This window comes from Pseudomonadota bacterium (assembly GCA_039193195.1).
Taxonomy (GTDB): domain Bacteria; phylum Pseudomonadota; class Gammaproteobacteria; order Steroidobacterales; family JBCBZW01; genus JBCBZW01.
Genome location: JBCCWS010000028.1, coordinates 57,112 through 80,461, shown reverse-complemented (window position 1 = coordinate 80,461; position 23,350 = coordinate 57,112). Strand labels below are relative to the sequence as shown.

The 23,350-nt window shown below is 64.5% G+C and carries 21 protein-coding genes; 8 read left to right on the top strand and 13 right to left on the bottom strand.

Going from position 1 to position 23,350, the window contains the following annotated elements; translation table 11 throughout:
- Positions 1-190: 190 nt before the first annotated feature.
- The 7 genes from AAGA68_18905 to AAGA68_18875 form a co-directional block, all read right to left on the bottom strand.
- Complete coding sequence (locus tag AAGA68_18905) at positions 191-862, bottom strand: hypothetical protein (protein ID MEM9387140.1); 672 nt, start codon at positions 860-862, stop codon at positions 191-193.
- Between the two features lie 280 nt (positions 863-1,142).
- Positions 1,143-2,267, bottom strand: a complete 1,125-nt coding sequence (locus AAGA68_18900) for a beta-propeller fold lactonase family protein (GenBank protein MEM9387139.1) — start codon at positions 2,265-2,267, stop codon at positions 1,143-1,145.
- Positions 2,268-2,551: 284 nt separating this feature from the next.
- Positions 2,552-3,859 (bottom strand): threonine synthase, encoded by a 1,308-nt coding sequence (gene thrC, locus AAGA68_18895; protein MEM9387138.1) that lies wholly within the window; start codon positions 3,857-3,859, stop codon positions 2,552-2,554.
- Between the two features lie 195 nt (positions 3,860-4,054).
- Positions 4,055-5,605 carry a glucan biosynthesis protein G gene (locus AAGA68_18890; protein ID MEM9387137.1) on the bottom strand — a complete coding sequence of 517 codons (1,551 nt, stop codon included), beginning with the start codon at positions 5,603-5,605 and terminating at the stop codon, positions 4,055-4,057.
- 82 nt (positions 5,606-5,687) lie between these two features.
- Positions 5,688-6,443: a hypothetical protein gene (locus AAGA68_18885; GenBank protein ID MEM9387136.1), complete on the bottom strand. Its 756-nt coding sequence runs from the start codon at positions 6,441-6,443 to the stop codon at positions 5,688-5,690.
- Positions 6,418-6,669, bottom strand: coding sequence for a hypothetical protein (locus AAGA68_18880; protein MEM9387135.1), 252 nt, complete (start codon positions 6,667-6,669; stop codon positions 6,418-6,420). Before AAGA68_18880 ends, AAGA68_18885 begins: the two co-directional genes overlap by 26 nt.
- A gap of 2 nt (positions 6,670-6,671) precedes the next feature.
- On the bottom strand, positions 6,672-8,009 hold the full coding sequence (locus AAGA68_18875; protein ID MEM9387134.1) for an arylsulfotransferase family protein: 1,338 nt from the start codon (positions 8,007-8,009) through the stop codon (positions 6,672-6,674).
- Positions 8,010-8,513: 504 nt separating this feature from the next.
- Here AAGA68_18875 and AAGA68_18870 point away from each other — a divergent pair.
- From AAGA68_18870 to AAGA68_18855, 4 genes are read left to right on the top strand one after another with little or no spacing between them, the layout of a single operon-like run.
- Positions 8,514-8,987, top strand: a complete 474-nt coding sequence (locus tag AAGA68_18870; GenBank protein MEM9387133.1) for a DUF2721 domain-containing protein — start codon at positions 8,514-8,516, stop codon at positions 8,985-8,987.
- 19 nt (positions 8,988-9,006) lie between these two features.
- A complete protein-coding gene (locus AAGA68_18865) occupies positions 9,007-9,918 on the top strand; it encodes a DMT family transporter (GenBank protein MEM9387132.1) in 912 nt (303 codons plus the stop codon).
- A 27-nt stretch (positions 9,919-9,945) separates the two neighbouring features.
- Positions 9,946-10,335, top strand: coding sequence for a nuclear transport factor 2 family protein (locus AAGA68_18860; GenBank protein MEM9387131.1), 390 nt, complete (start codon positions 9,946-9,948; stop codon positions 10,333-10,335).
- Between the two features lie 27 nt (positions 10,336-10,362).
- Positions 10,363-10,692: a multidrug efflux SMR transporter gene (locus AAGA68_18855; GenBank protein MEM9387130.1), complete on the top strand. Its 330-nt coding sequence runs from the start codon at positions 10,363-10,365 to the stop codon at positions 10,690-10,692.
- A gap of 80 nt (positions 10,693-10,772) precedes the next feature.
- On the opposite strand, the gene AAGA68_18850 is transcribed toward AAGA68_18855, so the two are convergent.
- The 4 genes from AAGA68_18850 to AAGA68_18835 all read right to left on the bottom strand — a co-directional run bounded on the left by AAGA68_18850 (position 10,773) and on the right by AAGA68_18835 (position 14,331).
- Positions 10,773-11,234, bottom strand: coding sequence for a hypothetical protein (locus AAGA68_18850; protein MEM9387129.1), 462 nt, complete (start codon positions 11,232-11,234; stop codon positions 10,773-10,775).
- A 39-nt stretch (positions 11,235-11,273) separates the two neighbouring features.
- The gene (locus AAGA68_18845) at positions 11,274-12,725 is read right to left on the bottom strand and encodes a serine hydrolase domain-containing protein (protein MEM9387128.1); all 1,452 of its coding nucleotides are present in this window, start codon (positions 12,723-12,725) and stop codon (positions 11,274-11,276) included.
- Between the two features lie 347 nt (positions 12,726-13,072).
- Positions 13,073-13,693: an MFS transporter gene (locus AAGA68_18840; GenBank protein MEM9387127.1), complete on the bottom strand. Its 621-nt coding sequence runs from the start codon at positions 13,691-13,693 to the stop codon at positions 13,073-13,075.
- A gap of 266 nt (positions 13,694-13,959) precedes the next feature.
- Positions 13,960-14,331: an MFS transporter gene (locus AAGA68_18835; protein MEM9387126.1), complete on the bottom strand. Its 372-nt coding sequence runs from the start codon at positions 14,329-14,331 to the stop codon at positions 13,960-13,962.
- 104 nt (positions 14,332-14,435) lie between these two features.
- Here AAGA68_18835 and AAGA68_18830 point away from each other — a divergent pair, with 104 nt between their 5' ends.
- On the top strand, positions 14,436-14,663 hold the full coding sequence (locus AAGA68_18830) for a hypothetical protein (protein MEM9387125.1): 228 nt from the start codon (positions 14,436-14,438) through the stop codon (positions 14,661-14,663).
- 119 nt (positions 14,664-14,782) lie between these two features.
- On the opposite strand, the gene thrA is transcribed toward AAGA68_18830, so the two are convergent.
- Complete coding sequence (gene thrA / locus AAGA68_18825; GenBank protein ID MEM9387124.1) at positions 14,783-17,269, bottom strand: bifunctional aspartate kinase/homoserine dehydrogenase I; 2,487 nt, start codon at positions 17,267-17,269, stop codon at positions 14,783-14,785.
- A gap of 20 nt (positions 17,270-17,289) precedes the next feature.
- Positions 17,290-18,978, bottom strand: a complete 1,689-nt coding sequence (gene ilvD, locus AAGA68_18820; protein ID MEM9387123.1) for a dihydroxy-acid dehydratase — start codon at positions 18,976-18,978, stop codon at positions 17,290-17,292.
- Positions 18,979-19,342: 364 nt separating this feature from the next.
- Here ilvD and AAGA68_18815 point away from each other — a divergent pair, with 364 nt between their 5' ends.
- The 3 genes from AAGA68_18815 to leuC are packed head-to-tail and all read left to right on the top strand — an operon-like array spanning position 19,343 to position 23,346.
- Positions 19,343-20,923, top strand: coding sequence for a 2-isopropylmalate synthase (locus AAGA68_18815; protein MEM9387122.1), 1,581 nt, complete (start codon positions 19,343-19,345; stop codon positions 20,921-20,923).
- Positions 20,924-20,973: 50 nt separating this feature from the next.
- On the top strand, positions 20,974-21,942 hold the full coding sequence (locus AAGA68_18810; protein ID MEM9387121.1) for a branched-chain amino acid transaminase: 969 nt from the start codon (positions 20,974-20,976) through the stop codon (positions 21,940-21,942).
- Between the two features lie 3 nt (positions 21,943-21,945).
- Positions 21,946-23,346, top strand: coding sequence for a 3-isopropylmalate dehydratase large subunit (gene leuC, locus AAGA68_18805; GenBank protein MEM9387120.1), 1,401 nt, complete (start codon positions 21,946-21,948; stop codon positions 23,344-23,346).
- Positions 23,347-23,350: the final 4 nt, after the last annotated feature.

Below are 23,350 nucleotides of genomic sequence, written 5' to 3'. Positions count from 1 at the left end.
GGCGGACTGGCGCTGGCGCACGCCTCACGTCGTCGCCGCGGCGCCTAGTGGGCCGCTTGGTAAATAAGTAACGTTCATTCTGCGTAGGGGCGCGTCGCGCAGCCAATGGCATCGCCATTGGCAAGCGATGCAACGCCGCGATGGCGCCCGTGCTACTCGCTGAGCGTCACCTCATTTACCAAGCGGCCCACTAGGCGCCGCGGCGACGACGTGAGGCGTGCGCCAGCGCCAGTCCGCCAAGACCGAGCAGGGCCAAGGTCCCAGGTGCCGATACCTGTGTCTGGGTGCCGCCGAGCAGGCGGATGTGCGGATCCACGCAGGCGTAGCCGCGGTCGCTGCCACCGCCGGCGATGTTGGCGTTGTTGTTGATCGATTCAAAGCCGCCCATCACTGTGTTCACGCCGTTGCAACCATTGCTGATGTCCCAGCTGCCGATGAGCGAGCCCTCCGAGCCCCAGATACCGATGTCGTAGCGACGGTTGGCGCCAAAGGTGAAGTCCACGTTGGCAAAGGTGAGGTAGCTCAGGGGGCCGTTCGGATCGCCGATGACGTCGATCGACTGGGAGTACAGCAGGTTGTTGCCGACAGGGGTCCAGTCCAGGGAGCCACGCTGACCGGCGATGGCGCTGTCCCATATGCCAAGGAACACGGTCATGTCGTTGTTGGGGCGCCAGCGCAGCTCGATCTGCTCGATGGAGGTCTCTGCGAGGCTGTTCAGCACGGTGCCGAAGGTGTAGGTCGCGCCGCGCGTTTCCTCAGTGTAGTTCGGTGCGCCCGCGCCAGTGAAATTGTCGAACAGGACCGTAGCATTGGCCGCGCAGGTTAGCGTCGTCGTTGCCACAAGGACTGCGAGTGCTTTCATCAGGAAGCTCCTATCGTAAGAACCGAACGCCACCGCCGTGGTAGCAGGTAGCTTCTGCGCTGCAATAGGCAGGCCAACACCCGTCTCGCCGAGGCGTCGCAAGCACTTACAGAAATACTTTTGTTAACTCATATCTCCGTGTGCTTTTGCGTGTAAATCTACTCGACGCCCACCCAGCCATCTAACCGTGACACGGGTCACACTCGCTTCCTCACATAAGGCGAGCGGGCAATCGCCAACCCACGATCACCAGCTCGCCTATCTTGTTTACTAAATATAATTAATAACCAGCGATCGCTGCGAAGAAACTCGGCAGGAATGCATCATCGGACACTTCGATGTCCTCGTTGCGCACGAGAGACCCATCGCTGGCGACAGTGAACTGGGCGATGCTGCCTTCGCCATTCACCACGACGTACAGTTGGTTGCCCGCCATCTCTGCATCGAGCACGCCAGGGCCTGTTTGCCCGGCGTTGCCCGCGAGCAAAGTCAAGGTGCCGTCGGGGGCCACCGCGTAGCTAGTCATCACCCCATCGGGCGTGTTGGAGACATAGGCGTAGCGACCGTCGTCCGTGAACTCGACCCAGCAGCCAAAGGTGTATCCAGTAATCACCCCCTCGCTGACGAGCGTAAGCTCGCCGCTACGCTGATCGATGCGGTAGGAGGACAGGGAGCTCGCCTCTGGGATCCCGTCGTTGGCCTCCGAGATGAGCAGCACACCGTCCGCGCGAATGTCCGTGCCGAAGGGCTCCGGGACAGGCGAGACAAAGCGAGTGATCGCACCCGGCCGCCCGAGGCGATCGACATCGACACGGATGATCTGGTCGCTGATACGTTCGGTAATGAACAGCCGACGACCATCAGGGGAGAACTCGATGGCCCCAGCATCCGCGCCGATACCGTTCACCGTGGCTCCCTCGATCGGGCGCAGCACCCCGCTAGATCCCACGCGGAAGCCGCGGATGCTGCCGCCATCGGCCGCGTTCACGACGTACAACACGCGCCCATGGAGCGTGAGGGAGACCGGCGTGATGCCACCGGACGGCTGCAAATCGCGGCGGGTCAACGCGGCGCCATCCACAGCGAAGGAGGCGACCGTGTTGCTGCCCGCATTCACGGCGAACACAAACGCGTTGTCCGGGGAGACGATGATCGCATCCTGCGAGCCGAGGGGATTGAGGCCACTGCCGGTGAAGTTGATCCCCACGCCGCCCACGTCGAAGGCTCCGGCCCGTACGAGCTCGCCCTCAGGGCCTACGCGATCGTAGCTGATGATCTGATTACCGGCAGGGTCGTTAGTAAGCGCGAAGAGTGCACCGTGCGGCAAGATGTTCTGAGCCACGGCAAGCTTAGCAGCAAGCATCGCGACGGCAAGCGCCGCAGAGCGAAAGGCGGGCGAAGGCATGAGCAGTCTCCTAGGTAACAGTGTGGATAGCGGTGCTCGTTGCACCGGCATCGACATTGCGCCCGCGGGCTCACGCACGCTTCGCGCGGCCCTAACGATTCGCTCACGGATCTGTAAAATGCGACGGTGATCACCTTCGGTTCTCACCGAAAGATCTTGCTAGCGAGGTGCCTGATCCGCCTCGGCAGCGCTCCCCATTGCATCGATGGCTGCGGCACAGGGCGACGCCAGGCGCAGGCAGAGCAAGGGCCTTATCGCTGAGACCGCGACCCCGCCGCGAATGATCAGACTTGTGCGGCCAATGCGTCCAGATGACCGGCGATCGGTATCGCCTGCGCCGGCTGATCCAGGATCGCAGCCAGGGCCGGCGGCACCTCGACCACATGGCCGATGAGGGGCTCTACGATCGTGTCGAACTTGGCCGGGTGAGCCGTGGCGACCGCCACCCAGGGCCCACCGCGACGAGCCTGATCGGGCAGCTGGTCGTACACGTGCAAGGCCGTGGCCGTGTGCGGGCACCAGATCTGCTGGCGCTGCTGCGCATCTTGACGAATCTGCTCACGGATCTGCGCGTCACTCACCGCGTAGGCGCTGACCGCGTCCGTCACCTCGCGCCACGCGGGATGCTGATGGCGCAGGCGCTCCATATTGCTGGGGTTGCCCACGTCCATGGCGCTAGCGAGGGTCGCCACACTGTCCCGCGGTTGCCAGTCGCCGCTCGCGAGGTAATCGGGGATCGTCCGGTTGGCGTTGGTGGCGAGAATGACCTGGCCGATGGGCAGGCCCATCTTGCGGGCCCAGACGCAGGCCAGGGCGTTGCCCAGGTTACCCGTGGGCACGATGTAGTTGGCCGGCGCGCCCGTCCGACGCCACACGGCCAGGCTCGAGGCCGCGTAGTACGCCGCTTGCGGCAGGAGGCGGCCGATGTTGATGCTGTTGGCCGAGGACAAACGTACGCGATCGCGCAGGGCCTGGTCGGCGAAGGCGGCCTTGACCAAGGCCTGACACACATCGAAGGGGCCGTCCACGCTCAGGGAGCTAACGTTGTCCCCCCAACAGCACAGCTGATGCTCCTGCCGCGCCGACACCAGGCCGCGCGGAAACAGGATGACGATGCGAATGCCCGGTTGGCGATGGAACGCTGCCGCCACCGCGCCGCCCGTATCACCGGAGGTGGCAACCAGGATGGTGAGATCCCCGTGCGCACGCGAGCCATGGGCCTCCAGGCGCGTGAGGCATGCAGCCAGAAAGCGCGCGCCCACGTCTTTGAAGGCTGCGGTGGGACCGTGAAACAGCTCGAGCACCGACAGGTCTTGCTCAGCCGGCGCTTCCAACGCGATCAGGGGCAGCGGAAACGATAGCGCTTGCTCGGCGATCGCGCCAACCTCTGGGGCCAAGGAGGTGCCCGCGAAGAAGGGTTCGAGCATACGCCGCGCGATGGCCGGCGGCGTTTGATCGTCGGCGAAGCTCTGCGGCGTGAAGCGCGGAAACTCGGTTGGCACGAAGAGGCCACCGTCCGCGGCGATGCCCCGTTGTAGCGCTGCCTCCAAGAGCAGCGGTTCGCCGCCACCCCGAGTGCTGATGAAGTGCATAGACCTACCCTAAGCTTGCGTCCGAGCTTACTGCTTGGGAGCAGGGATTGCGACCGACGACACCCGGTTTGCGGCGGATCGTAAGCGGCGAGCAGATAGGGCGAAGCCTCAAATTCAGCAGTCGCTTGGGGGAGATGCGGACGATGGGGAAATGGTGATCTCGGCCGCCGGTCGACTGTGTAACCTGGGCGGGCGTTACTCGGGCGGGAGCACGTAGCCCCAGGTCTCGGTGAGCGTGTCGTCACAGCTGCGCAGGAATCCACGCAGCTCCAAGGCCTCGGTGGGGTCGTCGCGACGCACGCGTAGCAGCATCCGCCAGGCACCGTTGGCCTCGAGGCGATAGGCGTTCTGCTCCAGGATCACACCCGCCTTCGAGGCACTCACCACGGCCTCCACTGACGCGCCTGCCGGCAGGCTCGTAATACTCGGCCCAGTAAAGTCCACCAGGAACTGATGCTCGCCCGCGCCCAAGGCCGCATAGCCTCGCCCAACCCGCGTTTGCGCGACCCAGCCACGAGTCGGCTCCTGGCGCAGCGCGCCTTGCCAATGCAGGCGATAGGCGAACTGCAAGGGCTGACCTGGGGTGCCCGGTTCGGCAGGCACCCAGTACGCCACGATGTTGTCCTGAGTCTCGTCCGGCGTGGGCAACTGCACCAGCTCCACCCGTCCCGGACCCCACTCCCCTTGCGGTTCGACCCATAAGCTCGGCCGTAGGTCGTAGCGCGCCTCATTGTCCTCGTAGGCAGCGAAGCGACGGTCACGCTGCACGAGACCGAAGCCACGCGGCGTAGCCATGGCGAAGGAGGTCACCAGCGGCGCGCGCGGATTGACCAGAGGGCGCCAGAGCCACTCCCCTTCCCCGCTTGCCACCAACAGACCGTCCGAATCGTGCACCTCGGGGCGAAAGTCCTCAGCGTTCGGCTGGTTCTCCCCGAAGGCGAACATGCTTGTGAGGGGCGCCACCCCAAGGGTAGCGATACGGGTGCGTGGAAACAGCTCGGCGCGCACATCGATCGTGGTCTCCGCTCCCGGGTGAATTTCAAACGCGTAGGCGCCGGCTATGCTTGACGAATCCAGCAAGGCATAGACGGCGAGCGAGTCGGCATCCGCCTCAGGTGTGCGCACCCAGAATTCGACGAAGCGCGGGAACTCCTCGCCGTCGCCGCCCACCGTGTCGATCGCCAGGCCCCGTGCCGACAGCCCGTAACGCTGGCCTGCTCCCAGCGCACGAAAATAGCTCGCGCCCAGAAAGACGATGAGCTCGTCGAGGTAGTCGGGGGAGTTGAGTGCGTAGTGGGCGCGGAAGCCGGCGAAACCGAGGTCCGGTCGCACCACGACATCGTCGAGCGTGTTGGCGCCGTAGTCGAAGTCGGCGCTGTCGAAGACCACCGGAGCCACTTGATCGTTCGCCTCGATGGCGTTCACCCGCACCGGCTGCAGCTGGTACTTGCCGAGGTGAAAGAACATTAGTTCAAAGGGCGCACCTCGATCGCGCCACAGGGCCCGGCCCGGGCGAAAGCGGATGTCTCGGTACTCATCGTAGGTGAGCGCCGCCAGCGCTGGCGGCGGGTCGAAGGTCTCCGGCGCGTAGGGTGCGGCAGCCAGGGCGCGCGCTTTCGCTACCACGCGGTGGAAGCGTGCCGAGGGTTCCAACGATGTGGTGGCGGCTGCGCTCGCTCGCGTGAGCACTAGCACCAACGCCAAGCCACCGAGGAGCAAGGCCGAGCGATGCCGGCCCACTAACATGCGCATGCGATCCCCTGACCCGCGCTCGAGTGTGTCTCGCGCACGAGACAGCGGAGTGATATCCAATTACTCACCAAGCTCCTCACTGAAGGCGCAAGGCTGTTCGCAAGCCTAGGGCGCTCACTAGCAATGCTAGTAGAAAACTGAACTCCCATCCCCGCATCCAGGCAGGGCCTACCCCCACGTAGTCGCGTGCAGGTAGCTGGAGCCGTAGGGCCTCTACGGGACTCTTCGCATCCAGATACCCCGCGGGGTTGCCGAACAACCCGTTCCACCACTGGCGCTTGTGCACGGCCGGCACGGGGGCGTTGACAGTCACCGTGCCGAGCGATCTCCCGGCGCCATCCGACAGGCGAATGCTCGCCGCCTTCTCCTCCCCCCCAGGCTGCCCGCCCCAGGCGGCCGAATACGCTGCGGGCTGCGCCTGCACGAGCACGGCGCGGCCCGCCTCAGGCCACGCGTACGCGAAAGTGTTGCTGGCCCAAGCGTAGAGGAAGAGCACGGGCAAGGCTGACAGCGCCGTAGGGCCTAGTGCCCAGCCGACACGCGCCAAGGCCAGGCGCAGGTGGCGCCCGAGCAAGGGCCAGGCACTCGCGAGATCACCGTCGTAGGCGTCGAGACGCCGCTGACTGCGGACCGCCATGCGTCCGATCACGCGCAAGCGGCGCTGTGGCGACACCCACGCGTAGACGCCGACCGACAAGGCCCCCCCAAGCATGCCCCATAGCCATAGGCGCAGGGTGCTGGGGAGCACGTCGATCAGGCAATCGATCGACGTCAAGGCCGGCGAGGCGGCGTCGAAGATCCCCACCTCAGGGATCGTCGCGATCGGACGCATCAGGGGATCGGGCGTCGGCCCGCGCGGTGCGCAGCATCTTGCGTATGGGCCAGAACACGATAAATCCGACTGCCGCGACCACGGCCACCAGCAAGCCCCACAGGGCTCCGAGCAGACTCAGGCCGGCGCCCGGGCCCACGTAAGCATGCGCTGGCACCGCGAAGGCCAGGCCCATGATCAACAGCAGCGACTCGGGCACGCCTGCCCGGGTTCGGATCGACTCCATGATCACCCTCCTGAGGATGTCTCGAGTTGGCCCGCAAAAGCGGCGTCGAAGGCGTGTATGCCCACGCGCGTGCCTGCGGAGATGATGGCGATACGCTCGCCACGTTCGGTGGTTGCGCGTGCCGGATTCAGGTACTCCCAGACGATGTCGCCCGACGGCGTTACCTCCAGCAAACGCCCCCGTTGGGTCTCGGTGATGAGCGTATTGCCGTTTGCCAAGCGCTGCTGCACTCCACGGATTGCCGAGTGAAAGGGCGCGTCGGACGTACCCGTGTACTGCCAGGCGTGGGCCTGCGTCTGCGGGTCGATCTCGAGGATGCGGCTGCGCCCGCCGGGGCCGAACCACCCGCCGTTGTCGTACAAGAGCACGTGGCCGTTCGGCAACAAGTCGGGATCGTGCTGACCGATCCAAGGCCCGCGCAGGGCCCAGGTCATCGTCTCGCTAGCGAGGTCGATCAGGGCGAGCACGCCGGGCTCGCGCATCGAGACCATCACTTGCCCCACCTCGCCGTGCGGTGAGGCCGCCGCCCAGGACGCCGTGACCGCCTCCACGTCGTTGGCGTGCAGGAAGTCACCGCTGCCCTCGAGCAGGTAGAAGGGCAACAGACCGAGCATGCCCTCGAAGGGCGAGTTGACGAAGGCTGGCAGCAGCTCAATGCGCTGCTGCTCCTCACCCTCCGCCGAGAGCACGACGAGGGCATCATCGATACGCGGCGGGCGAAGGTAGCCGGCGCGCGGGATCGGCGCGTGGTTGATCGCATGAATCATGGTGACGATGCGGCCGTCGGGCAGGACATCGAGGGCGTGATGGGCCCGCTCAAGATAGGTCCAGCGCGGCTTGGACGCGCGATCCATGCGCACCACGCCGTAGCCGTGGGGCGTGTCGCCCACCCCATCGTAGACCACGAGCAAATCCCCATCGGCCAGCACCCGCGCGTACCTGAAGTAGGTGTGCGTATCGGGCACGGGCGCCTCGATCGCGCCACCAGAGCGCCACACTTCGCTGTAGGGCAGATGCCACTTATGCACGATTCTACCGAATTGATCTATAAGGTAAGCGGAAGGCTCATGGCCGGACGTATAAAGCGTGTACCCCGGCTGCATGCGCGTACTATCGCGCACCGTCACGCCACTGCCGCCAACGAGCGAATCGCCGTAGAGGTCCGTGAGGGCGGCCTGCGCGGGCTGCCGTTGCTGCTGCACGAGGGCGAGCGCCGCCGTGCGAACGTCGCGAAAGAACCCGTAGGGCGGCTGCTTTGCGAGCATCAGAAAGCTACCTGCGCAGAACGCCAAGAAGGCTACGCAGAGCACCAGCACGCCTCTGTAGATCCACTCCGCCATCGTTCGCCCCTTCGCGCCCGGCGCCAGACACACCAGACAACGCAATACCTATAGGGTAGGTTGACCACGGCAGCAGCAACACGGTGACCTGTCTGGAGACGGCGACAGCGCGAGCCCGACGGATGGTCGAAGCGGCGTGATACGAGGGGGAACTCGGCTGCTCAGCTGACGTTCAGCTTCGCCCTGCTAGGGTTTGGGGTGAGGCTCATCGAGAGGACCCCCGCCATGCAAAGCACTTATCAACGGCCCTCCCTGGTGCGTGAGGTAGCGCGTAAGGCGCACTGCGTCGCTTGGTTGCTCGCCGGCATCGGCGTACTCGTGGCGTCCACCCGCTGACGGCCTGCTTGCCCCCCAACCCGCTGCAGGCCATTGATCGAAGGCGGAATCTGGGCCTACACTTGCGCTACCACCGATGCCCTCGCGCACCGGTGACAGCTAAGCGCGGCGCGCGCCCTAGGGCCCAGGCTGCCTCACACCCTCCACGTGACTCTGCCTGCTCACTGCATGACCCCCGTAGAGATCATCCAACTGGCCCTAGCGCCCGTGTTCATGCTGGTGGCGATCGGCCAGCTCATGAACGTGGTCTCCCTTCGCCTGGCCCGCGTCATCGACCGCATCCGCTCACTGATCGCCGAGTACGAAGCCCAAGCGGACGCTAGCAAGCAGAGCCGGATGCGCCACGAGGTGAGCGACCTATTCCGCCGCATGCGCTTCGCCAACGTGTCCGTCAACCTGCTGGTGAGCTCCGCCGTGGCCGTGTGCGGTGTGGTCGTGCTGCTCTTCCTGGACGGCCTCGTGAGCTGGGACTTGGAAGGCCTCCTGATCGTCCTTTTCACCCTGAGCGTGCTGCTGATCACCGGCGGTGTGATCGCTTTCCTCATCGAAGTGACTATCGCCACCGCCACCCTGAGCCGCGACCCGACGATCCTGCGCTGCCTACGCGAGACCGGCGACACCGGCAAGATGCCAACGGACTAAGCGGAATGACCAGCGAGGCATGACCGCTGCGGCGCTACCCTCCGGCCACGCGTACGCGCTCAGCTGCATCGTCCTATGGAGTCTCATCCCCGTGGTCTCCCGCTTCGGCCAGACCTCGCTCGATAACTTCCAGTTTCTGTTCTGGTCGAACGGCCTCTCGCTGCTTGTCGTCAGCGCGTGCATGTTCGCGGCCAAGGGCCTTAGCAGTCTGCGACGCTTCTCCCCTGGGCAAGTGCTCTACGTGATCTTCCTCGGCGCCTTGGGCTGCGCGGTCTACTACCTTTGTCTCTACTACGGCTACGCCCACGGCGCCGGCATCGAGGTGCTCGTACTGCAATACTCTTGGCCTCTGCTCATCATCGTCCTGTCCGTACTGCTCCTCGGTGAGCGGCTCGCAGCACGCGCTTGGGTCGCCGTCGGCGCTGGGTTCCTCGGCATTTTGGTCGTGCTCACGCGCGGTGACCTGCTCTCCCTGCACATCAGCAGCGCCGCCACCAGCGCGGTGGTGCTCATGGGCGCCTTTGCGTTCGCCCTGTTCTCGGTGTTGAGCAAACGTCTCGGCGGCGAGCCCTACGCCGTGACGACCCTGCTCTTCGTCGGCGGCTTGCTGGTCTCAGCCGTATGTGTGTTGACCGCATCGGAGTTCGCCCTTCCAAAGCGAACCGAACTCGTGCCCGTGGTGGTGAACGGGGCGCTGGTCAACGGCGTCTCCTACATTCTCTGGTTGAAGGCCTTGGAACGCGCAGCGGCCTCCGTGAGCGCCGTCCTCGTGTTCCTCTCGCCGGTGCTCTCGTCCATTTGGATCGTGGTGTTCTTCCACGAACCGTTCTCCCTGTCCTACCTCGTCGGCTTTGTCCTCGTGCTGGGGGCCGGGTACGTGTGCGTGCAAGCGGGCACAGGGGCCACGCCTGCGACCCCTTCAACGCTATGATGGTGACCGGCTAGGAGGACCACCACGATGGCCGCAGACGAAGACATTCGCAGCGTACGCCAGCTGTCCAACGACGCGCTGGAGCAGGGAGATCTCAGCATCTTCATGGCGTCGATCGACGGCGACTACGTCGGCACGGCGGGCAACGGCGGGCACATTCGCACCCGCGGTGAACTCAGAAAGCTCGCGCGCAACATCTTTAGCGCCCCTACCAAACCGTATTTCCTGCGCGCCACCGAGTCGGTGACCGTCGCCGAAGGGTGCACGCGTGCGGTGGAGCTGGGCCGGTGGACCGGCTACGAACGCCTGTCGGGCGGCGACACGCGCGTGGTCGACCAGGGGCACTACACGGCCTACTGGAAGCTGGCGGGCGGGCGTTGGATGATCCACGCGGAATTGTTCGTCACGCTGACCTAGGCAGCACAAAAGCACAAGGAGCGTTCGATGGGGTGGATCTACCTAGCTATCGCGATCGCATCGGAGGTCACGGCCACGATCTCGCTTAAGGCGTCGGATAACTTCAGCAACGCCACGGCGAGCACCATCTGCGTCGCCGGCTACATGGTGTCTTTCTACTTCTTATCGCTGGTGCTGAAGTTCATCCCCGTTGGTATCGCCTACGCCATCTGGTCCGGTGTAGGAATCGTCCTCATCACCGGCCTCGGCGCCGTGTGGTTCAAGGAAGTTCCGGACGTAGCCGCGATCGCGGGCATCGCCCTAATCATCGCGGGCGTGATGGTAATCCAGCTCTTTTCCCAGTCCGTCCAGCACTAGGAGTCCGGGCTAGGACGCCACAGCGTGCTCGGAGCCTATCGTTCACACGCCTACAGGTGCTGCGAACGGCGCTTGCGCGATCACCATCGATACGGCCCGTAGAGGTTCCAATATGCCAGATCGGCGCTGAACAGCGCGCCTAGAGTGATATAGAAGCTATGAAATCCCTTTGCACCTGGCGTCGCCCCAGAGCGCAGCAACGGCAGCAGACGAAACCCATAGAACGCGACGGTGAGCAGGATCAGGTAGCTTGCCGTCAGCATGATCTTCAACGGCGCCGTCACGCCGAAGACGATCTCTTCGTTGAGGCCCAGGGCGCCCACCAGAACAACCGCGACCGCCAGCGCCTGCAGCCACGCGGCCTGCCGCGCACGACAAAGGGACTGGATCGCTGCGTCCTCCCTCGCAGTTCCCCAGAGACCTCGCACGATCCTCAGAGGCCAGGCAAGCAGGTACCAGAGGCTGATCGATGCCACCAGCGCCAGAAAGCCGAGCTGGACCGACGCCGTTTCCCACCAGCGCAGCTTGTAGTAGGAACTCAAGACAGTGCCTACCAACATCGTGGGCTTGTTGGCGATGGCTTAGAAAATCAAGGTTTCCTTGTCGCCTTCGCGCTGAAACTCTCCCTCGTCGCCAGGCACCCAGAACGTTGGATTTCGATCCAGACCGGTAACCCGAAGTCGATCACCCGCGGCCCTCGTGATCCTCACCTCCCGGGTGAGTCGCAGCAGGCTATCCGGCGTGGTCTGCGGATTTCGATAGCTTGACCAGCTGCCCGTGTACGCACTCACATCGCCGGACACGTACGGTCCGACGGACAGTCTCTCCGGTGCAAAGTAGCGATCCAAGAAGTGCCTGTGAACCGCGGAAGTCACGTGATTGCCAGCCTGTGAGTTGGCCGACACAAAAACGCTGATGTTGTGATCGGGAATCAGCAACAGCTGGGTGGCAAAGTATCTTGTGCCACCGGAGTGACCGTAGACGAATACATCACCCGCGGAGTAATTAGCGAATCCGTAGAGCCAAGGCCTGATGTTGGGATGAACCTCAAAGTAGGGCTGGCGCATGAGCGCCGCCGAGGTGGGGCTCAAGATGCGCGCTCCGTCCACGCTGCCGTCGCCGAGGTGTGCGCGCGCGAAGCGAGTCATGGCGAGCGCACTTGCGCTTATGCCACCTGCCGCCCCCATGGGCACAAAGACGAAGGGCTGAGCGGTTGCTTGTCCGTCGATCGATCGAAACCCTTCGGACATCTGAGAGGCAAGTTCCGCGGGAATCGGCTGATACGGGGTCGCGTCGACCATACGGAGCGGGTTCAGAATGTGCTCCTGAACGTAGTCTTCCCAAGACTGACCGCTTACTTCTTCAAGCACGAGTCCGGCAAGTCCCACACCGTGATTGGCATAACTCGAGACAAGGCCGGGCGGGCGCACGCGCGGGGGAAGCTCCGCGTTCAAGATATCGCTGAGGGGCACCATGTCTTCAACGCTATCGCCAAACAGCCGCACTATGCGCTCCTCGAAGCCGGCACTGTGTGTGAACAAGTGGCGAAGGGTCACTGACTGATCGTACGTAGCCGGTACCCTCAGAGTGCTTAGGTATTGATTTACATCTGTGTCGAAATCGACCTTCCCCTGCTCGCGTAACTGCATAAGTCCGGTATAGGTGAACAGCTTGCTGACCGAGCCGATTCGGAACAGCGTCCTTTCGGGATCTACGCCAAGCTGCGCTTCGAATTTTGCGTACCCGTACCCTTTGAGCACCACGAGCTGGTCGTTTTGCGTCACCGCCAGGGTGACGCCGACAACCCCGGCCTCTTCCATCGCGGTGTCGACGACGCCATCAAGAAAAGCCTCCAGCTCAATCCGATCGATCGGCTCGCGAGCCACCGCTTGCAGCGCGTGAGTGAGAACGACGAATACCCCTACGACGATAGGGCCAACGCCAGCCACCCTGCGATCGTATCGGCACTGCGCACGTTGTCGCGGCGCTCCCGCGGCCGTAGTTGCCGGATTCAAGGTGGGTGTAGCGGGCACGATCAGGCTCCTGTCGAAGAGTCTTGTGGACTGCCGGTAGTTGCAGCGCTATCAGCTCGGCATCTCACTCCTGCACCTGAAGCGGGCGCCGAATCAGCTCCAGAGCGCGCGAGGCGCCGGAAGCCGGTTGGAACGCCTAAGGGACGCGCGAGGTATTCTCTGACGCGCTTTGCGCCGGCGCTATGGGCATACCTTCTCTCGCAAAAGTGATCATGGCGGAGGGGAACCGGTCGAGCACGCTTGGGCTCATGCCCGAGATGCTGAGCGGTCCATAGGCGGCAGGCTGGGTTCTTGCCCGCGAAAAGCCCCCAGCAGACCGCGTAGGCGTTGGCCTACGCCGCTGATGCCTACGCTTCCGCAGGCTCCAATCGGAAGCGCAAGAACGCTCGAAACTCACGATTGAGAATGAACACGCAGCAGCTCAGCAACGTACAGACTCCGCAGGCGAGGTAGATCATCGGGATGTTCTTGCCCGTCAAATCTGCCACCACGCCCGATATGCCAGACGCGAATGGCGCCAGTCCTCCGGTAAGCGTGGTGAGGTATCCGAACACCCGCCCCCGGAGGTGCCCCTCCGTTTGCGTTTGCAGAATGGTGAGAAAGTTCACGCTGACAAATCCACTGCTCGTGCCCGCCAGGAAGATCGCCCCCCACGCAAAGTAGATACTGCTCGCATAGCCCAGCGCACCGAAGGACACGGAAAGCACGATGAGTGCCGCAAACAGTACCTTGTCGCGCACATCGTTCGCCACCTTCACCACGCCGCTAATTCCATAGCCGGTAATCACGCCCAGGCTGAGCGCGATCATCAGCGAGCCGTACCACTCCGCCCGCAGCCCCAGCGTGTCTTCGACGAAAAACGGCAGCAGCATGATCACCGGTGCCAAGAAGAAGTTGATGATCGACGTCGCAAAGAAGACATTGCGCAGACCTGGCGTAGACCACACGTAGCGCAGGCCCTCGACCACATTATTGAATACCAGGCGAATTTGCCTCTGGTGCTTACCGTGCCCCCATCCTCAGACGCCTCGAGCGCCTCACCAGCAGGTGGTTTCCTATTCGGCACCCGGATAAAGCTCTCCAATAGCGCCGATACCAGGAACAAGATCCCATTTACGAGCGTGACCAGTCCAGCGCCGAACACGCGGTAGAAGAAGGCGCCCGTCGCCTGACCGAACAGCATCGCCAACTGTTTGGTGCCTTCGATCATGGAGTTGGACTTCTGGATGTTCTCCTAGCGCACCAGCTCTGGGATAAAAGACATGAGGGCTGGACCGAAGAAGGCGGTCGTCGCCCCGTATAGGATCGCCACCGCGAACATCACCGCGATGACCGTCATCGAGTCCGCCGACGACATGAGTACGGCGGAACAAATCAGCAGCATCAGGCCATTGATGCTATCGAAGAAGATGAGAATGTGCTTCTTGGGCAGGAGGTCGGCCAAGGCCCCGCCTACGGGCGCCAGTAGGACGGCCGGCAGGGTCACCGCCATCATCATCGCACCGGCCAAGGCCGCGGATTGAGTCTCGAGCTTGAGCCAGAACACGATCGTCACGATGAGGATGTTACCGCCGAGTTGCGTTAGCAGCTGACCGCTCCAAAGCAGCGGAAGTTACCCCTCGTACTCGGCCTCGAGGCTGTTGCGCTCTCACTCATTGATTGACTCACTAGCGTAGTCTCCAAAAATCCTGCTACTCGAGTTCAGCCGAGATGAACGCCCTTTGCGCTCGCGACGAACTCATCGTCGATCCGAAGGTGCTCCTGACCCCGCGGGGGAACCTCGGAGGCTTCAACCACATTACCCAGATCGGCTGCACGATGCCGCTGCCCCGGTGTCAGGTAGCGAAATCGCCCTGCGTCGGTGCGCCTCGCTCACCACTGAACGAAGCGATGGACCCAGGCGCGAGCCTCCTGCGCACGCGCGATGATTTTTATTAGGTACGCTGGCGCGCCCTTCAACTTCCGGAACAAGCCCTCCAACGACGGACTGTCATCGCTCACCGATGGGTTGCTGAACAAGACCCACTACATCTCACTCCTAGGAACCCCATCTTAGCCTAACTTGATAGATAGGCCCCCAAGCGTAGGATATCTGCGAATACTCCGCCAGCCGTCACTTCAGGACCTGCTCCCGGCCCCTGCACGATGAGCGGATTGCTCGCGTAGCGCGAGGTGACAAAACGCACGATGTTGTCCGTCAGGTTCATCATGGCGAAGGGATGAGAGCGTGGCAGGCTCTGCAGCGCTACCCCCGCTTCCCCCGTCTCGAAATCCAGCCGAGCCACATAGCGCAGCACCTCGTCGCGAGCCGTCGCCTGCAGCACCCGTTCGCGCATCGCCTCGTCGTGCTCGGCGAAGCGCGCGAGGAACTCATCCACCGGACAGTCCTCGAGCCCCGACGGCACCAGACTCTCCACCCCAAGCTCGTTGAGTTCGAGCGCCATGCCCGCCTCACGCGCCAGGATGACAGTCTTGCGCGCCACATCCATACCCGAGAGGTCCTCGCGTGGGTCGGGTTCCGTGTAGCCCTTGTCGCGGGCGGCAGAGACCAGCGCCGCGAACCCCTCCTCACCGTCGTAGACGTTGAACAGGTAGGCCAAGGTGCCGGAGAAGATCCCTTCGATCTGCTTCAGCTCATCCCCCGTGTCGACGAGGTCGCGCAAGGTCTTGATGATCGGTAGGCCGGCGCCCACGGTGGTCTCGTAGAGGAAGTGCGTGCCGTGGCGGCGCTGCACGGCCTTGAGCAGCGAGTAGTAGCCGCCGTCGCCGCTGTGCGCCTTCTTGTTCGGTGTTACCACATGGACGCCGCGCGCGAGCCAGTCCGCGTAGCGCGCCGCAGGCACCTCGCTCGCCGTGCAGTCGACGATCACCGCATGGGGTAGATGATCGGTGTGCACATGATCGACGAACTGGTCGAGGTCTGCCCTGCGCGTCTCGTCGGCGCGCGTCCCGCGCCAACGATCGAGGTCGACGCGGCGTTCGGCGAGCGTCATCGTGCGCGACGTGGCAATCGCCCGCACGCGCAGATCCAGATTGAATCGATCGCGCAGCGTGCCGGCCTGTGCCGCCAGCTGATCGAGCAACGCCCCGCCCACGTGGCCCTCGCCCAGCACGCCGATTGAGAGCGTCTTGGCTGAGAGGTAGAAGCCCGAGTGCACGGCGCGCAGGGCGCGGGTCGTGTCTGCCTCGTCCACCACGACCGAGATGTTGCGCTCGCTCGCGCCCTGGGCGATCGCGCGCACGTTGATGCCGGCACGACCTAAGGTTCCAAATAGGCGCGCGGCAACACCGGGCCGCCCCATCATGCCGTCCCCGACCAAGGCCAGGATTGAACAGTGGCGGGACACGTCGATCTCCTGGATCTGCCCCTGCGCCAGCTCGACCGCGAAGGCACGCCGCGCGGCCGCTTCCGCCGTCGCCGCGCTACGCCCAGGCACGGCGAAACAGATCGAGTGCTCGGAACTGCCCTGGGAGATCATGATCACCGAGACGTGTACCTCGCGCAGGGCACCGAAGAGCCGGTCTGCCGTGCCCGGCACGCCGATCATGCCCGCGCCCTCGAGGTTGAGAAGCGCCACGTCTTCGACTGCGGAGATTCCCTTGGCCCGAAGGCTGGCGTCTACGTTCGCCGTGATCCGCGTTCCCGGATGCTCCGGAGCGAAGGTGCAGCGTATATGGATGGGGATGTTGTGTTCGATCGCCGGCCCCATGGTCTGGGGATGGATCACCTTAGTGCCGAAGTAGGCGAGCTCCATCGCCTCGTCGTAGGAGATCTGGTCGATCACGGCTGCTTCCGGGATGCGTCGCGGATCGCCACTCATCACGCCCGTCACGTCGGTCCAGATCGTAATGTCATCGGCGCCGACCAGCGCCGCTATGATCGAGGCGGTGAAGTCGCTGCCGTTGCGACCGAGGGTGGTCTGCAAGCCCTCCTCGTCGCTGGCGACGAAACCCGTCACCACCTTGATCCCATCGAAATCACTGGGCAGCAGCGCACCGAGCCTCTGGCCGGAGGCATCCCACTGCACGCTAGGACCCATCTCAGTCCAGCGCACGACGATCACCTCTCGCGTGTCGACCCAGTCGACATCACGCTCGTCGAGGGCGCTCGCGAGCACGGCCGCGAGCAATCGCGCGGACCAGATCTCACCGTAGCCCGCCACCAGATCACGGCTGCGCTGGGACGAGGAGCGTAGGCGGAGCACACCCTGGAGCACATCGACGATCACCTCGGCGTCGTCTTCCCAAGCGGCGAGCACTTCCTCGCGGGTAGGTTCGGCGACGAGCTCGATCACCGTGTTGCGGTAGCGGTCGCGCAGGCGTTGCAAGCCTTCGCGGAAGCTCGAGTGACCCGCAGCCGCCTGGTCGACCAGACTCAGGAGTGCGTCGGTCATACCGCCCATGGCCGACACCACCACGCCGTGCGGACGCGGCAGCTCATCGCGGCAGGCTCCACAGAGAATGTCGGCGACGCGACGGAAGCAGTCGGCGTCCTTCAGGCTAGAGCCGCCGAACTTGTGGATGGTCCATCCAGGTTGTTTCAAGGTGGGAGTCTCTTCAGGGTTCAGACGTCGAGGTCGGTCACCGCGCCTTCGCTGGCGCTACCGACCAGGCGTGCGTACTTTCCAAGCACGCCGCGGGTCTCGAGGGGGCGGGGCGTCAGGGCCTCACGCCGAACCTCGAGGGTGGTGTCGTCCACACCAAGTTCGATACTGCGCGCGACCGCGTCGATGGTGATCGCGTCACCGTCTTCGATCAATGCGATCGGCCCGCCCGCGGCTGCTTCCGGCGCTACGTGGCCGACCACGAACCCGTGGCTACCGCCCGAGAAGCGGCCGTCCGTGATCAGCGCCACGTCGGCGCCGAGACCACGGCCGATGATGGCCGAGGTGGGACTCAGCATCTCGCGCATGCCGGGCCCACCTTTCGGGCCTTCGTAGCGGATCACGATAACGTCGCCGGCCACCACGGTGCCGTCGAGGATAGCGCGCAGGGCGGCCTCCTCTGCATCGAACACACGCGCGGTGCCGGTGAAGCGCTCGCCCTCCTTGCCGCTGATCTTCGCCACCGCGCCCTCCGGGGCGAGGTTGCCGCGCAGGACCACCAGATGGCTATCCGCTTTGATCGGTTGCTCGAAGGGCACGACGATACTCTGATCCGCGGGGTAGTCCTCGACGTCGGCCAAGTTTTCCGCCATCGGCTGGCCCGTGACGGTCATGCAGTCCCCGTGCAGCAGCCCCTTGTCGAGCAGGCGCTTCATCAGCGGCGCGATGCCACCGATCTCGATGAGCTCGGACATGAGGTGACGACCGCTCGGGCGTACGTCCGCCAGCACGGGCACGCGGGCGCCCAGACGACTGAAGTCATCGAGCGCGAGTGGCACCCCGGCGACGCGGGCCAGGGCCAACAGGTGCAACACCGCGTTAGTGGATCCGCCGAGCGCGATAGTCACGGTGATCGCGTTCTCAAAGGCCTCGCGCGAGAGGATATGCGACGGGCGAAGGTCCTCGCGAACAAGGCGTACCAGGGCCTCACCTGCGCGCGTGCAGTCGGCGAGCTTGTCCTGGCTCACCGCTTCTTGGGCGCTACTCCCGGGCAGGGACAGGCCGAGCGCCTCGATCGCGCTGGCCATGGTGTTCGCCGTGTACATGCCGCCGCAGGAGCCTGGGCCTGGAATGGCAGTGCTCTCGACGTCTTTGAGTTCCGCATCACTCACGGTGCCGGCGGCGTGACCGCCCACCGCCTCGAACACCGAGACGATGTCGCGGCGCCCCGCACCGGGCCGGATAGTGCCGCCGTACACAAACACGGAGGGCCGATCCAAACGCGCCATGGCCATGGCGCACGCAGGCATGTTCTTGTCGCATCCACCAATCGTGATGACACCATCAAGGCCTTCGCCCGCCACCACCGTCTCGATCGAATCGGCTATCACCTCGCGAGACACCAATGAGTAGCGCATGCCCGGCGTGCCCATTGAAATGCCGTCCGACACAGTGATCGTGTTGAACACGACCGCCTTGCCGCCGGCCTCGTCCACGCCCGCTGCCGCCGCCTTGGCCAAGACATCGATGTGCATGTTGCAGGGGGTGACCATGCTCCAGGTGGACGCGACGCCCACCTGTGGTCGGCGGAAGTCTGCGTCGGTGAAGCCTACCGCCCGAAGCATGGCGCGGCTCGGCGCCCGCTCCACGCCGTCAACGATTACGCTGGAGTGACGCCGGCCTTCACTCCCGTTGCCTGCACTGCCCACTAGCTCTGCCCCTTGTTCGCAGCTGCTTGACTCTGCTGGAAACCCGTGTTTGTATCGGGAGCGATCGAGCTTACTGCCTTCGAGGGTCGATTGCGACCAAGGGCAAAAGTGCCTGCTTCGGTGTCAAGGAGTCGACGGTTTCCCCGTCCCAAGAGCAAACGGCCACACGATGATCAGCAACACGATCCGTCACAGCGCTGCCCTCCTCCTTATCGGCCTCCTTCTCCTTAGCAGGAGACACGCGGGCACCTGAGGCAAACATTCAGGACGCTTCAAACCCCGCACCGGACACACCAACCGCTGCGGGGTTTTTCGTTTTCAGCCCCTTCGAAACCCACCCCTAAGCCTACCGAGACCCTAAGCCATGACCAGCGAGCACACGGACCCCCAAGACCGCCTGATCATTTTCGATACGACCCTGCGCGATGGCGAGCAGGCCCCCGGCTGCAGCATGACCTTGCGAGAGAAGCTCCGGGTGGGGAACGCGCTGGCAGAGCTCGGCGTGGACGTGATCGAAGCAGGCTTTCCCGCCGCCTCCCCCGGCGACTTCGAGTCCGTGCAGCGCCTCGCCGAGGAGCTCGAAGGGCCTGTGATCTGCGGCCTCGCGCGCTGCCAGGCACAGGACATCGAACGCGCCACCGCGGCCCTGGCGCCGGCGAAGCGAAAGCGCCTGCACGTGTTCGTCGCCACCAGCGCCATTCACCGCGAGTACAAGCTCAACATGGCGCGCCAGGAGATCTTGAAGCGCGCCGTAGAGAGCGTGCAGATGGCCCGTCAGCATTTTGACGACGTCGAATTCTCCGCCGAGGACGCGGCGCGCACGGAACTCGACTTCCTGACGGAAATCGTCACCGCGGTGATCGACGCTGGCGCGACCACCGTGAACATCCCTGACACGGTCGGCTACACCGCGCCGGCCGAGTTCCTCGCCGTGTTCAAACACCTGCGCGAGAACGTACCGAGTATCGACAAGGCTATTCTCTCCGTCCACTGCCACAACGACCTCGGCATGGCCGTGGCCAACAGCCTGGCCGCCGTGCAGGGCGGCGCACGGCAGATCGAATGCACGATCAACGGCATCGGCGAACGCGCCGGCAACTGTTCCCTGGAAGAGGTCGTGATGGCCGTGCGCACGCGAAATGACCTCTTCCCCTACGCCACGGGCATCGACACCACGCGCCTCTACCCCTTGAGCCGCATGGTCTCCAGCGTGACCGGGCTGCACGTGCAGCGGAACAAGGCCATCGTGGGAGAGAATGCCTTCGCCCATGAAGCGGGCATCCACCAGCACGGCATGCTGAAGAACGCCGAAACCTACGAGATCATGCGCCCGCAGGACGTCGGTATCAGCCGCACCAACCTGGTGCTCGGCAAGCACAGCGGTCGCCACGCCCTACGCGAGCGCATCTCGGACCTCGGCTTCGATCTCGATGAGAAGCAGGTGGGCGCCGTGTTCGCCGAATTCAAGAAGCTGGCGGACAGCAAGAAAGAAGTCTTCGACAGCGACATCGAAGCACTCGTCCTGCACGGCAACGTGCACGGGGCCGGCCCCTGGGTGCTGGAGGAGATGCACGTTAGTGCCGGCACCGGGCGCTCTTCCACCGCCTCAGTACGCTTGCGCGACGATGAGGACCAGGTGGTCGAAGAGGCCGCCGTCGCCGCCGGGCCCGTCGAAGCGGTGTTCACTGCGCTGGAACTTGCGACCGGCATTCGCCCCGAGCTGAAGGACTTTGACATCCGCAGTGTCAGCGTAGGCGAGGACGCACAGGGTGACGTCTCGGTCACGGTGTCCTACGAGGAGCGCCTGTACCGTGGTCAGGGACTTGAGACCGACGTGATCGAGGCCAGCGCGAAGGCCTTCCTCCACGCCCTGAACCGCATCGCCCGAACAAAGGCCATGCACCCAGCGCCGGCTAGCCGCGATGCTCGTCGCGGTGCTGCTTAAGCGCATCGCCCTGTAGCCCACACTTTCGAACAAGAGCTTGAGGCCCACCCATGTCGAGCGACAGCACCCAACCGAGTATCTGGAAAAACGGCCAACTCGTGCCCTTCGCCGAGGCCACCTGCCACGTGCTTTGCCACGCCTTGCACTACGGCTCATCGGTCTTCGAAGGCATCCGCCTCTACGGCACGCCCGAGGGCCCGCGCTTCTTCCGCCTCAATGACCACATGCAGCGCATGTATGACTCGGCGAAGATCTATCGCATGAAGATACCCTACGACCTACAGACCCTCCTCGACGCCACCCACGAGGTGGTCGCCACCAACGGCCTGCAGGAAGGGGCCTACATTCGTCCCTTCGCCTTCCGCGGCATGAGCGGCCTCGGCGTGGCCCCACCCGAGGACGGCCCCATCGACGTTTGCATCGCCGCCCAGAAATGGGGCGCCTACCTTGGGGCCGACGGCCTTGAGCGCGGCGTCGACGTCTGCGTGTCCAGCTGGCAGCGCGTCGCACCGAACACGATTCCCGCCACCGCCAAAGCAGCGGGCAACTACCTATCGAGTCAGTTGATCACCATGGAGGCTCAGCGCCTCGGCTTCGTCGAGGGGATCGGCCTGACCGTCGACGGCACCGTGAGCGAGGGCGCCGGCGAGAATCTCTTCCTCGTGCGACAGGGGCGGATCGTCACTCCGCCCACGGCCGCCTCGATCCTCGGCGGCATAACGCGCGACACGATCATCCACCTAGCCAAGGACCTCGGGTATGAGGTGGTGGAACAGGCGATCCCGCGCGAGATGCTCTATCTGGCGGATGAGCTGTTTTTTACCGGCACCGCAGCTGAGGTCACGCCGATCCGCTCCGTGGACCACATCGAGATCGGCCCTGGACACCGGGGCCCGGTCACCAAGAAAATCCAGGACGCCTTCTTCGGCCTGTTCTCGGGCAAGACCGCCGATACGCGCAACTGGCTCGAACCCCTAGGCGAGGCGCCGACAAGTGCCGCCGCAGCAGCTGGCGCCTAAGCGATGAGTTCACCCACCACTCTGTTCGAGAAGGTGTGGCAGCAGCACCTGGTGATGAACGAGACGCCCGCTCACCCGGCGGTCATGTACATCGACCTGCACCTAATCCACGAGGTGACCACGCCGCAGGCCTTCGACGTGCTGCGTGAACGCGGGTTGAAGGTGCGACGCGTCGACCGCACGCTCGCCACCCTCGACCACTCCACCCCCACTCGCGCGGTGGATCTCTACGGCACGCGTGCCGACACCCCAGCCATGCGCCAGGTCAGTCAGATGGAGCGAAACTGCGAGGAGTTCGGCATCGACCTGGTGGGTATCGACGACGAGCGTCGCGGCATCGTGCACGTCATGGGCCCAGAGCTCGGCGCCACCCAGCCAGGCTACACGATCGTCTGCGGCGACAGCCATACGGCCACTCACGGAGCCTTCGGTGCCCTCGCCTTCGGAATCGGCACCACGGAGGTGGGTCACGTACTCGCCACCCAGTGCCTGCTGCAGCGACGGCCGAGGACCTTGGCCGTGAACGTGACCGGTCGCCTGACTCCAGGGGTCACCGGCAAAGACCTGATCTTAGCCATCATCGGGCAGATCGGCGTCGACGGCGGCACGGGCCACGTGATCGAGTACCGCGGCGATGCGATCCGGCAGCTGAGCATGGAAGCGCGAATGACCGTGTGCAACATGTCCATCGAAGCCGGCGCTCGGGCGGGCATGATCGCCCCGGACGACATCACCTTCAACTACCTCGCCGGCCGCGAACGTGTTCCTCAAGGGCCTGCCTGGGACATCGCCGTGCAGAGCTGGCGCCGCCTGAAGACCGACGACGGCGCCAGCTTCGACCGCGAGGTTACCGTAGACGCGAGCAGCCTAACGCCGATGATCACTTTCGGCACCAACCCTGGGATGGTCATGCCCGTGGCCGGCGAGATCCCGAGCGAAGGCGGTGAAGGCTTCCGCCGCGCCCTCGACTACATGGGCCTGGAGGCGGGGACCTCGCTGCTCGGCCGGGATGTGAACGTGGTCTTCGTCGGCAGCTGTACCAACTCACGCGTGAGCGACCTGCGCGAGGCGGCTGCGATCCTGCGCGGGCGACGGGTCGCCGACGGGGTGAACATGCTGATCGTGCCCGGCTCCCAGGCGGTGAAGCGCGAGGCCGAAGCGGAAGGCCTACACGAGGTGTTCCTGCAGGCGGGCGCCGACTGGCGCGAATCCGGCTGCTCCATGTGCATCGGCATGAACGGCGACACAGTCGCTTCAGGCCACTACGCGGTGAGCACGAGCAACCGCAACTTCGAGGGCCGCCAGGGCGCCGGCGCACGCACCCTACTCGCCAGCCCCGCCACCGCCGCCGCCAGTGCCGTCGCCGGCAAGATCGCCGACCCGCGTTTGCTCGCCTCGGCCTGACGCC